Raw genomic sequence first — 13,371 nt, forward strand, 5'->3', positions numbered from 1 at the left:
CCAAGAACACCCCGTGCCGTGACGTGAGTAGAGGAAGCACCGTGATCCCGGTTTCGTACGCACAGCAGCGTCTCTGGCTGATCGACCAGATCGAGGGGCCGACCGCGCTGTACAACCTTCCGTTCGCCCTGCGCCTGCGCGGCGAGCTCGACACCGCCGCGCTGCGCGCCGCGACGGTGGACGTGGTCGCCCGGCACGAGGCCCTGCGTACGGTGTTCCCGGTGGACGGGGGAGTCCCGGTGCAGCAGATCCTGCCGGCCGAGGAGGCGCAGCCGCGCTTCCTGGTCGTGGACTGCGCACCGGACGACTACCCCGCCCGCCGGGACGCGGCCTCCGCCGAGACCTTCGAGCTGAGCCGCGAACTGCCCATCCGGGTCACGGTGTTCACTCTCGCTCCGACCGAGCACGTGCTGCTCGTCGTCCTGCACCACATCGCCGGTGACGGCTGGTCGCTCGGCCCGCTGCTGCGCGACCTCGCCACCGCCTACCGGGCCCGGCTCGCCGGCCGTGCCCCCGACTGGGAGCCGCTGCCCGTCCAGTACGCCGACTACGCGCTCTGGCAGCGCGACCTGCTCGGCGACGAGCGCGACCCCGAGAGCCTGCTCGCCCGCCAACTCGACCACTGGCGAACCGCCCTGGCCGGACTCCCGGAGGAGCTGGAGCTGCCGACGGACCGCCCCCGACCGCCCACCCCCACCGGCGCCGCCGACTCCGTCGACCTCGCCTGGGGCGCTGACCTGCACACCGCCCTGCTCGGCCTCGCCCGGACGCATCGCACCACCCTGTTCACCGTCCTCCAGGCAGGCCTCGCCGCACTGTTCACCAGGCTCGGCGCCGGCACCGACATCCCGCTCGGCACCGGCCTCGCCGGCCGCGCCGACGAGGCCCTGGACGACCTGGTCGGCTTCTTCGTCAATTCGCTGGTGCTGCGCGCCGACACGTCCGGCGACCCGAGCTTCGCCGAGCTGCTCGGCCGCGTCCGGGAGGCCCAGCTCGACGCCTTCGCCCACCAGGACATCCCCTTCGAGCGCCTCGTCGAGGAGCTCAACCCGACCCGCGCCCTCGGCCGCCACCCGCTGTTCCAGACCCTGCTGGTGCTCCAGAACCACGGACAGCAGGCCGAACTCGACCTGCCCGGGCTGGAGTCCGCGCCCGAGCCGATCGGCCTGCGGGTCGCCAAGTTCGACCTCAACATCGGCATCGCCGAACGCCACGGACCCGACGGTGCCCCCGCCGGGCTCACCGGCTCGATCGAGTACGCCGCCGACCTCTACGACCACGCCACCGTCGCCGCCCTGGCCGCCCGGCTAGGCCTGCTGCTGACCGGTGCTGCCGCCGACCCGCACGCCCCCATCGGCACCCTCGACGTCCTCGCCCCCGACGAGCGCACCCGCATCCTCACCGAGTGGAACGCCACCGGCGCCCCGGCCCGGCCCGGCACCCTCGCCGAGTCCTTCGAGCGCCAGGCCGACCGCACCCCGCACACCACCGCCCTCGCCCACGACGGCGGCACCCTCGACTACGCCGAACTCGACGCCCGGGCCAACCGCCTCGCCCACCACCTGATCGCCCTCGGCGTCGGCACCGAGACCCCCGTCGCGATGCTGATGGAGCGCTCCGTCGAGGTCGTCGTCGCCACCCTGGCGATCCTCAAGGCCGGCGGCTGCTACGTGCCCATGCACCCCGGCCTGCCGCCCGAGCGGATGACCGACGTGCTCGCCGACACCGGCGCCCCCGTGCTGCTCACCGACCGCGCCGACCCGGGCTTCCCGCACCGGGCCGTGGTGGTCCGCCCCGGCGACGAGGCGGCCGCCCCCGCCCACCGCCCCGGCGTGCCCGTCCACCCGGACCAGCTCGCCTACGCGATGTACACCTCCGGCTCCACCGGCCGCCCCAAGGGCGTCGCCGTCCGCCACCGCGACGTCCTCGACCTCGCCGCCGACCGCCGCTGGCAGGACGGCCGGCACGAGCGGGTCCTGCTGCACTCCCCGCACGCCTTCGACGCCGCCACCTACGAGATCTGGACGCCCCTGCTGGCCGGCGGCACCGTCGTGGTCGCCCCGCCCGGCGCCCTCGACGCCACCTCCCTGCACGCCGTCACCACCCGCCACGGCGTCACCGCCGTCTTCCTCACCAAGGCCCTGTTCGACCTCGTCGCCGAGCAGGCCCCGCAGACCTTCGCCGCCCTGCGGGTCGTCTGCACCGGCGGCGAGGCCGCCTCCGGCACCCTGATGCGGCGCGTCCTGGACGCCTGCCCCGACCTGCTGCTCGCCCACGTCTACGGGCCCACCGAGACCACCACCTTCGCGACCCACCACCCGCTCGTCCACGCCGACCTCGACGGCCCCCGGGTGCCGATCGGCGGCCCGCTCGACGCCATGCGCAGCTACGTCCTCGACGCCCGGCTGTGCCCCGTCCCGCCCGGCGTCCCGGGAGAGCTGTACATCGCCGGTGCCGGCCTGGCCCGCGGCTACCTGAACCGGCCGGCCCTGACCGCCGAGCGGTTCGTCGCCTGCCCGTACGCGCCCGGGGAGAGGATGTACCGCACCGGCGACCTGGTGCGGCTGCGCGCCGACGGCGCCGTGGAGTTCCTCGGCCGGATCGACGGACAGGTCAAGCTGCGCGGCTTCCGGATCGAACTCGGCGAGATCGAGGCGACGCTCTCCCGCCACCCCGCCGTGCGCCAGGTCATCGTGATCGCCCGCGAGGACCGCCCCGGCGACACCCGGCTGGTCGCCTACTGCACCGCCGACGCCTCGCTCACCCCGGCCGAGCTGCGCACCTTCGCCGGCACCACGCTGCCCGGCTACATGGTCCCCTCCGCCGTCGTCCTCCTCGACGCCCTGCCGCTCAACGCCAACGGCAAGGTCGACCGCCGGGCCCTGCCCGCCCCGGACGTCGCCGCCGACGGCACCGGCCGCGAGCCCCGCGACGAGCGCGAACGGGCGCTGTGCGAGCTCTTCGGCGACCTGCTCGGCATCGACGACATCACCATCGACGACGACTTCTTCGCGCTCGGCGGGCACTCGCTGCTCGCCACCCGCCTCACCGGGCGGGCCCGCGCCGAACTCGGCATCGAACTCGCCATCGGCGACCTCTTCCAGGCCCCCACCGTCGCCGGGCTCACCGACCGGCTCGCCGACCGCGCGGCCGACGCGCCCGCCCCGGCCCGCCCGGCGCTGCGGCCCGGCCCCCGGCCCGACCGGGTGCCGCTCTCCTTCGCCCAGCGCCGCCTCTGGTTCCTCGCCCAGGCGGACGGCCCCGCCAGCACCTACAACGTGACCCTCGCCCTGCGGCTGCGCGGCCCGCTCGACCCCGCCGTCCTCGCGGACGCCCTCGGCGACACCGTCCGGCGGCACGAGGCCCTGCGCACCGTCTTCGGCGAACAGGACGGCGTCCCGTACCAGCACGTCCTCGACGGGCCGACCGCCCCGCTGCTCACCGTCACGGACCGCCCGAGCGACGAACTCGCCCGCCACACCTTCGACCTGGCCGCCGACCTGCCCCTGCACGCCTACCTGCGGCCCGAGGGCCCGGACGAGCACGTCCTGGTCCTCGTCCTGCACCACATCGCCGGGGACGGCGCCTCGCTGGGCCCGCTCTACCGCGACCTCACCGACGCCTACCGGGCCCGGCTCGCCGGCCGCGCCCCCGGCTGGGAGCCGCTGCCCGTCCAGTACGCCGACCACGCGCTCTGGCAGCACGCCCTGCTCGGCGACGAGGACGACCCGCAGAGCCTGGCCGCCCGCCAACTCGCCTACTGGCGCGACGCACTGGCCGGCCTGCCGGAGGAGCTGCCGCTGCCGCTCGACCGGCCCCGGCCCCCGGTCGCCAGCCACCGCGGGACCGTCCTCCCGCTGGAGCTCGACGCCGAACTGCACGCACGCCTCGGCGCCCTCGCCGTCGAGCACGGCGCCACGCTGTTCATGGTCCTCCAGGCCGCCTACGCCACCCTGCTGCACCGCTTCGGCGCCGGCACCGACCTGCCGATCGGCACCCCGGTGGCCGGCCGCCTCGACGAGGCCGTCACCGACCTGGTCGGCTACTTCGCCAACACCCTGGTGCTGCGCACCGACGTCTCCGGCCGCCCCAGCTTCGCCGAACTGCTGCACCGCGTCCGCGACACCGACGTGGCGGCGTACGAGCACCAGGACACGCCGTTCGAGTCGCTGGTCGAGGAGCTGAACCCGGCCCGGTCACTGGCCCGGCACCCCCTGTTCCAGGTGATGCTGGCCTTCGCCGGCACCCCCGAGGACGGGCCGGACCTGCCCGGCGTCACCGTGACCGAGGAGCCGGTCGACTTCGGCACCGCGACCTTCGACCTCACCCTCAGCCTGGTCGAGCGGCTCGCCGCCGACGGCTCCCCGGCCGGGCTGAGCGGCGGCCTGGAGTACGCGACCGACCTGTTCGACCGGGAGACGGTCCGGCGGCTCGCCACCGCCCTGGAGCTGATCCTGCGCCAGGCGGTCGAGGACCCCGAGCGCCCGGTCGCCGCCCTGGAGGTGCTCGGCGAGGCCGAGCGGGACGCTCTCGCCGCATGGAACGACACAGCGCTGCCGGACGCGGGCGCGCCCTACCTGACGGTGTTCGAGGAGCAGGCCGCGCGCACCCCCGGGGCCGTCGCCCTGGTCTGCGGCCCCCAGTCGCTGACCTTCGCGGAGTTGAACGCCCGGGCCAACCGGCTGGCCCGCGCCCTCGTCGACGAGGGCGCCGGGCCGGACACCGTGGTCGCCCTCGCCGTGCCGCGCTCGGTGGAGTCGGTGGTCGCCACGCTGGCGACACTGAAGGCCGGCGCGGCCTTCCTGCCCCTGGACCCGGAGTACCCGGCGGAGCGGATCGCCCACATGCTGGCCGACTCCGCCCCGGCGGTCGTGCTCACCGACCACCGCTGGCCGCTCGCCGAGTCGCTGGACGGACGCACCGTGCTGCCCGTCGACGACGAGCTGTGGGCCTTCCACGACGACCACGACCTGCCCGGCACCGCCCACCCGGGGCACGCCGCCTACATCATCTACACCTCCGGCTCCACCGGCAGGCCCAAGGGCGTCGTGGTCTCCCGCGGCAACTTCGCCAATCTGCTGGCCTTCCACCGCGCCGAGGTCGGGGCCGCCGTCGAGCGAGCCCGGCCGGGCCGCCGGCTGACGGTCGCGCTCACCGCCTCGCTGTCCTTCGACGCCTCCCTGGAGGGCTTCCTCTGGCTCGCGGCCGGGCACGAGCTGCACCTGATCGGCGACGACGTGCGCCGCGACGCCGCCGCGCTGGTGCGCCACGCCGAGCGCACCGGGATCGACGTCCTCGACCTCACTCCCACCTACGCGGACCAGCTGATCGAGGAGGGACTGCTCACCCGCTGCCCGCCGGCCCTGCTGCTGCTCGGCGGCGAGGCCACCGGCCAGGCCCTGTGGACCACCCTGCGGGACGCCCCGGACCTGATCGCGTACAACCTGTACGGCCCGACCGAGTGCACCGTCGACGCCCTGTACCACCGCCTCGCCGACAGCGAGCGCCCGCTGATCGGCCGCCCGCTCGGCAACCTCCGCGCCTACGTGCTGGACTCCCGGTTGAACCCGGTGCCGGCCGGGGTGCCCGGTGAGCTGTACCTGGCGGGGGCGGGTCTGGCCCGGGGCTATCTGAACCGGCCGGGGCTGAGCGCTGAGCGGTTCGTGGCCTGCCCGTTCGCGTCCGGGGAGAGGATGTACCGCACCGGCGACCTGGTGCGCCGCCGCCCGGACGGCGACCTGGACTACCTGGGCCGCACCGACCAGCAGGTCAAGATCCGCGGCTTCCGGATCGAACTCGGCGAGATCGAGACCGCGCTGACCTCGCAGCCCGGGGTGCTCCAGGCCGCGGTGCTGCCGTACGAGCAGGGCCCGGGCGGGGCGCGGCTGGTCGCCTACCTGGTCGGCCCGGCCGCGTCGGACCCGGCCGAGCTGCGCGCCGCCGTCGCGGCCGAACTGCCCGCCCACATGGTGCCGGCCGCCTTCGTGGGGCTGGAGGCGCTGCCGCTCAACGCCAACGGCAAGCTGGACCGCTCCGCGCTCCCGGCGCCGGACTTCGCGGAGTTCGCGGGTGGCCGGGCGGCGCGGACGGCGGAGGAGGAGATCCTCTGCGGCCTGTTCGCCGAGGTCCTCGGTGTCGAACGGGTGGGCGCCGACGACGACTTCTTCGCGCTCGGTGGTCATTCCCTGCTGGCGACGCGGTTGTTGAGCCGGGTGCGGTCGGTGCTGGGGGTGGAGCTGGGGGTGCGGGATGTGTTCGAGGCGCCGACGGTGGCGGGGCTCGCGGCCCGTTCGGGCGCGGCGGCCGGCCGGCCGGTGCTGTCGGGGGGCGTCGAGCGTCCGGAGCGGGTGCCGCTGTCGTTCGCGCAGCAGCGGCTGTGGCTGATCGACCGGATGGAGGGCCCCAGCGCGCTCTACAACGTGCCGGTCGCGCTGAGGCTGGGCGGTGAGCTGGATGTGGCGGCGCTGGAGGCGGCGCTGGGTGATGTGGTGGCGCGGCACGAGAGTCTGCGCACGCTCGTGGCCGAGGTGGACGGCGAGCCGTACCAGCGGATCCTGCCGCCCGATGAGGCCCGGGTCACCGTCGAACGCCGGGACTGCCCGGCCGACGCGCTGGCCGACGCCGTGGACGAGGAGTCCCGCCGCCCCTTCGACCTGGCGGCCGAACCCCCCTTCCGCGCGACCCTGCTGAGGACGGCCGAGGAGAGCCACGTGCTGCTCCTGGTGCTGCACCACATCGTCAGCGACGGCTGGTCGATGGGTCCGCTGCTGCGGGATCTGTCGACGGCGTACGCGGTGCGGTCCGGTGGCGAGGTGCCGGTGGTGGAGCCGCTGCCGGTGCAGTACGCGGACTACGCGCTCTGGCAGCGCCGACTGCTGGGGGAGGAGTCCGACGAGAACGGCCTGCTGTCACGTCAACTCGACTACTGGCGCGGGGTCTTGACCGATCTCCCGGAGGAGTTGGCGTTGCCGGTGGATCGTGCGCGTGGTGTGGTGGCGTCGCATCGGGGCGACCGGGTGGTGCTGCCGCTGGGTGTGGAGCTGCATCGTGGGTTGGTGGGGTTGTCGCGTGCGCATCGGGTGACGTTGTTCATGACGGTGCAGGCGGCGTTGGCGGCGTTGTTGACCCGGTTGGGTGCGGGGACGGATGTGCCGATCGGCACGGTGGTGGCCGGTCGTTCGGACGAGGCGTTGGACGAGTTGGTCGGGTTCTTCGTCAACACGCTGGTGCTGCGGACCGATACGGCGGGTGACCCGAGTTTCGCGGAGTTGCTGGGTCGGGTGCGGGAGTCGGATCTGGGGGCGTTCGGGCACCAGGACGTGCCGTTCGAGCGTCTGGTGGAGGAGCTGAACCCGGCGCGGTCGCTGGCCCGCCACCCCCTCTTCCAGGTGATGCTGGTCCTGCAGAGCAACGAGCAAGCCGAACTGGAGCTGCCCGGACTGCGCGTCGAGACCCTGCCGGCCGGGACCGGGGTCGCCAAGTTCGACCTCAACGTGATCATGGAGGAGGTCTTCGGCCCGGACGGCGAACCTGCCGGAATCGACTGCGCGATCGATTTCGCGACGGATCTGTTCGACCGGGAGACGGTGGAGTCGCTGGCGGTGCGGTTCGGGCGGTTGCTGCGGGCGGTGGTGGAGCGTCCGGAACTGCCGGTGGGCCGGGTGGAGTTGCTTGCGGCGGACGAGCGGGCCGGGCTGGTGGGGGGCGGGTTCACGCCGCTGCCGTCGCGGGTGTCGCTGGTGCCGGAGGTGTTCGAGGCGCAGGTCGCGCGGACTCCGGAGGCGGTGGCGCTGGTGTGCGGCGCCGAGACGTTGACCTTCGCCGAGTTGAATGTGCGGGCGAATCGGCTGGCGCATCGGCTGATCGCTGCGGGCGTGGGGCCGGAGTCGGGTGTGGCGTTGGCGCTGCCGCGTTCGGTGGAGTCGGTGGTGGGGTTGCTGGCGGTGCTGAAGGCCGGCGGGGTGTACCTGCCGCTGGACGCCGAATACCCCGCCGACCGCACCGCCGACACCCTGGCGGACTCCCGTCCGTCGCTGGTGCTGACCGACCCGCGGTGGCCGCTGCCCGAGGTCCTGGCGGACCTGCGGACGCTGGACGTCACCGAGGACGGCCCCGGCCCCGAGAGCGATCCGGCCCCCCGCGTCACCGCGCAGGACGCGGCGTATGTGATTCACACGTCGGGTTCGACGGGTCGTCCGAAGGGCGTGGTGGTGTCGCACGGGAGCCTGGCCGCTCTGCTGGCGGCGCATCGTGTCGGTGTGATGGCGGGTCGGGTGCGGTCGCGGGTGGCGTTGACGGCGTCGTTGTGCTTCGACGCTTCCTGGGACGGCCTGTTGTGGCTGGTGGCCGGGCATGAGCTGCACCTGGTCGGTGATGAGGTGCGGCGGGACGCGGCAGCGCTGGTGCGCCATGTCCGCGAGCGCGGTATCGGGGTGCTGGAGGTGACGCCGTCCTTCGCCGAGCAGTTGGTGGAGGAGGGGTTGTTGGCCGAGTCGGCGCCGGAGCTGTTGCTGCTCGGTGGTGAGGCGGTGGGCCAGGCCCTGTGGACCATCCTGCGGGAGGCGTCGGCGACGGAGGCGTACAACCTGTACGGCCCGACGGAGGCGACGGTGGATACGCTCGTCCACCCGCTGGCCGCGACGGAGCAGCCGGTGCTGGGCCGGACGGTCGCCGGGACGCAGGCCTATGTGCTGGACGAGTGGTTGAACCCGGTGCCGGCCGGGGTGCCCGGTGAGTTGTACCTGGCGGGGGCGGGTCTGGCCCGGGGGTACCTGAACCGGCCGGGGCTGACCGCGGAGCGGTTCGTGGCCTGCCCGTTCGCGTCCGCTGGGTCCCTCCGGCCCGATGGCGGGCAAGGAGGGAGGATGTACCGTACGGGCGACCTGGTGCGCCGTTCGCGGGACGGTGAGTTGGAGTACCTGGGCCGCACCGACCAGCAGGTCAAGATCCGTGGCTTCCGGATCGAACTCGGCGAGATCGAACAGGTGCTGGTCCGCCACGAAGCCGTCCGCCAGGCGGTCGTCACCACCCGGGAAAGCGACGACGGCGACCGCCGGCTGGTGGCCTACTGCGCGGTGACCGAGCAGCTCCCTGGGATCGCCCTCGACCTGCGGGAGTTCGTCGGCCGGGCACTGCCCGGCTACATGGTGCCGGCCGCCGTCGTCCCGCTCACCGCTCTGCCGCTCACCGGCAGCGGAAAGGTGGACCACCGAGCCCTGCCGGCGCCGGACTTCGCGGAGTTCGCGGGTGGCCGGGCGGCGCGGACGGCGGCGGAGGAGATCCTCTGCGGGCTGTTCGCCGAGGTCCTTGGGATCGCCGGGGTCGGCATCGACGACGACTTCTTCGCGCTCGGTGGTCATTCCCTGCTGGCGACGCGGCTGTTGAGCCGGGTGCGGTCGGTGCTGGGGGTGGAGCTGGGGGTGCGGGATGTGTTCGAGGCGCCGACGGTGGCGGGGCTCGCGGCCCGTTCGGGTGCCGGGGTCGGTCGTCTGGTGCTGTCGGCGGAGGCGGAACGTCCGGAGCGGGTGCCATTGTCGTTCGCGCAGCAGCGGTTGTGGCTGATCGACCGGATGGAGGGCCCGAGCGGGCTCTACAACCTCCCCGTGCTGCTCCGCTTGGGCGGTGGGCTGGATGTGGCGGCGCTGGAGGCGGCGCTGGGTGATGTGGTGGCGCGGCACGAGAGTCTGCGCACGCTCGTGGCCGAGGTGGACGGCGAGCCGTACCAGCGGATCCTGCCGCCCGAGGAGGCCCGGGTCACCGTCGAGGTCCTGCCCGTGGGCACCGACCCCGAGAGCTGCGTCGACCGGCCGTTCGACCTGTCCGCCGACCTGCCCATGCGCGTCCAGGTGATTCCGGGCGGGTCCGACGGAGACCTGCTGGTGCTGGTGCTGCACCACATCGCCGGTGACGGCTGGTCGATGGGTCCGCTGCTGCGGGATCTGTCGACGGCGTACGCGGTGCGGTCCGGTGGCGAGGTGCCGGTGGTGGAGCCGCTGCCGGTGCAGTACGCGGACTACGCGCTCTGGCAGCGCGGGTTGTTGGGGGAGGAATCGGATTCCGGGAGTGTGCTTTCGCGTCAGTTGGATTACTGGCGTGGGGTGTTGGACGGCCTCCCGGAGGAGTTGGCGTTGCCGGTGGATCGTGCGCGTGGTGTGGTGGCGTCGCATCGGGGTGACCGGGTGGTGTTGCCGCTGGGTGTGGAGTTGCATCGTGGGTTGGTGGGGTTGTCGCGTGCGCATCGGGTGACGTTGTTCATGACGGTGCAGGCGGCGTTGGCGGCGTTGTTGACCCGGTTGGGTGCGGGGACGGATGTGCCGATCGGCACGGTGGTGGCCGGTCGTTCGGATGAGGCGTTGGACGAGTTGGTCGGGTTCTTCGTCAACACGCTGGTGCTGCGGACCGATACGGCGGGTGACCCGAGTTTCGCGGAGTTGCTGGGTCGGGTGCGGGAGTCGGATCTGGGGGCGTTCGGGCACCAGGATGTGCCGTTCGAGCGTCTGGTGGAGGAGCTGAATCCGGCGCGGTCGTTGGCCCGCCACCCCCTCTTCCAGGTGATGCTGCTGCTGGAAGGCGACCGGACGGCCTCGGCGCCGCTCACCCTCGGCGCCCTGCCCGCCACCGTGCAGTCGACGGCCGGATCGGTGGCCAAGTTCGATCTGAGCATCGGCATGGGCGAGACCTTCGACGCGGACGGCGAGCCCGCCGGCCTGGAATGCGCGATCGACTTCGCGACGGATCTGTTCGACCGGGAGACGGTGGAGTCGCTGGCGGTGCGGTTCGGGCGGTTGCTGCGGGCGGTGGTGGAGAGTCCGGAACTGCCGGTGGGCCGGGTGGAGTTGTTGGCGGCGGAGGAGCGGGCCGGGCTGGTGGGTGGCGGGTTCACGTCGCTGCCGTCGCGGGTGTCGCTGGTGCCGGAGGTGTTCGAGGCGCAGGTCGCGCGGACTCCGGAGGCGGTGGCGCTGGTCGTCGGCTCGGAGCGCCTCACGTTCGCGGAGTTGAATGTGCGGGCGAATCGGCTGGCGCATCGGTTGATCGCTGCGGGGGTGGGGCCGGAGTCGGGTGTGGCGTTGGCGCTGCCGCGTTCGGTGGAGTCGGTGGTGGGGTTGCTGGCGGTGTTGAAGGCCGGCGGGGTGTACCTCCCGCTGGACGCCGAGTACCCCGCCGACCGCATCGCCCGTACGCTCGCCGACGCGCAGCCCGTCCTCGCCGTGACCGACGATCGCTGGCCGCACCCGGAGTTGCTGGCCGGGCTGACCGTGGTGGAGGCCGGTGACGTGGCCGGTCCGGAGTCGGAACCGGTCGCGCGGGCTTCGGCCGGGGACGCGGCGTATGTGATTCACACGTCGGGTTCGACGGGTCGTCCGAAGGGCGTGGTGGTGTCGCACGGGAGCCTGGCCGCTCTGCTGGCGGCGCATCGTGTCGGTGTGATGGCGGGTCGGGTGCGGTCGCGGGTGGCGTTGACGGCGTCGTTGTGCTTCGACGCGTCGTGGGACGGCCTTCTCTGGCTGGTGGCCGGGCATGAGCTGCATCTGGTCGGTGATGAGGTGCGCCGGGACGCGGCAGCGCTGGTGTGCCATGTCCGCGAGCGCGGTATCGGGGTGCTGGAGGTGACGCCGTCCTTCGCCGAGCAGTTGGTGGAGGAGGGGTTGCTCACCGGCTGCCCGCCGGAGCTGTTGCTGCTCGGTGGTGAGGCGGTGGGCCAGGCCCTGTGGACCACCCTGCGGGAAGCTCCGGCGACGGAGGCGTACAACCTGTACGGGCCGACGGAGGCGACGGTGGACACGCTCGTCCACCCGCTGGCCGCGACGGAGCAGCCGGTGCTGGGCCGTACGGTCGCCGGGACGCAGGCCTATGTGCTGGACGAGTGGTTGAACCCGGTGCCGGCGGGGGTGGCGGGGGAGTTGTACCTGGCGGGGGCGGGTCTGGCCCGGGGGTATCTGAACCGGCCGGGGCTGACCGCGGAGCGGTTCGTGGCCTGCCCGTTCGTGTCCGGGGAGAGGATGTACCGCACCGGCGACCTGGTGCGCCGTTCGCGGGACGGTGAGTTGGAGTACCTGGGCCGCACCGACCAGCAGGTCAAGATCCGGGGCTTCCGGATCGAACTCGGCGAGATCGAACAGGTCCTGAGGCGGCACCCCCGGGTGTCGGCGGCCGTCGTCCGCCCGGTCGAGGACCGGGCAGCGGGCACTCGTCTGGTCGCCTACGTGGTGGCCGACGGCCGGCTGGACCAGGCAGGTCTGCGGGCCTTCGCGGGCGGGTTCCTGCCCGGCTACATGGTGCCGGCCGCCGTCGTCCCGCTCGACGCGCTGCCGCTCACCGGCAGCGGCAAGCTCGACCACCGGGCCCTGCCCGCCCCGGACTTCGCCGAACTCGCCGGGGGCCGCGCGCCGCGCACCGAACAGGAGCGGGTCCTCTGCGGGCTGTTCGCCGAGGTCCTGGGGATCGCCGGGGTCGGCATCGACGACGACTTCTTCGCGCTCGGCGGTCACTCCCTGCTCGCGATGAAGCTGCTCGCCCGGATCCGTGCTGCCCTCGGCGCCGACCTCGGGATGCGCGCGCTGTTCGAGGCCCCGACCGTCGCCGGACTGGCCGGCCGGCTCGGTGCCGGGCCGGCCGCCGACGCCCTGGACGTACTGCTGCCGCTGCGCACCGGTGGCGGCCTGGCCCCGCTGTTCTGCGTCCACCCGGCCGCCGGCATCAGCTGGGTCTACTCCGGCCTGCTGCCGCACCTCGGCGCCGACCGGCCGGTCTACGGTCTGCAGGCCCGCGGTCTGCGCGGGGAGGCACCGGCGAGCGTCGCCGAGATCGCCGAGGACTACGTGCGGCAGATCCGGGCGGTGTGGCCGTCCGGCCCGTACCACCTGCTCGGCTGGTCCTTCGGGGCGGTCGTCGCGCAGGAGATGGCCGTCCGGCTCCAGGCCGAGGGCGCACCGGTCGGTGTGCTCGCCCTGCTCGACGGCGCACCGGTCACCGGCCACGGTCCGGCGGCCGTCGACGGGCCGGAGGAGGACGAACCCGTCGACACCCTGGCCGAGTTGCTGCTGTCACTGGGCTACGACCCGGAGGCCGGGCGCGGCCAGGCCGAGCTGGCCGCCGTCCTGGGGGAGGCCGCCGCCGAGCTGCCCGGCATGTTCGAGCGGCACCGCAAACTCATGGCCGAGCACGTGCCCGGCCGCTACCGGGGCGACGCCGTCTTCTTCGGCGCGACCCTCGACAAGCCCGCCGACTGGCCCTACGAACGGTCCTGGCGGCCGTACCTGGACGGCCGGATCGAGCCCCACCGCCTCGCCTGCGCGCACGGCGAGCTGACCCGTCCGGAACCCCTCGCACGGATCGCCTCCGTGCTCGCCGAGAAGCTTGGAGAGTGACCCG

Annotated in this window: 1 protein-coding gene; it reads left to right on the plus strand. The window is 73.7% G+C overall.

All coding sequences use genetic code 11. From position 1 onward, the window contains the following. Window positions 1–41: 41 nt before the first annotated feature. Complete coding sequence (locus ACFWPT_RS23460) at window positions 42–13,367, plus strand: amino acid adenylation domain-containing protein (protein WP_380483973.1); 13,326 nt, start codon at window positions 42–44, stop codon at window positions 13,365–13,367. Window positions 13,368–13,371: the final 4 nt, after the last annotated feature.

Origin of the sequence: Kitasatospora sp. NPDC058478 (assembly GCF_042720345.1) — a bacterium.
Taxonomy (GTDB): Bacteria; Actinomycetota; Actinomycetes; order Streptomycetales; family Streptomycetaceae; genus Kitasatospora.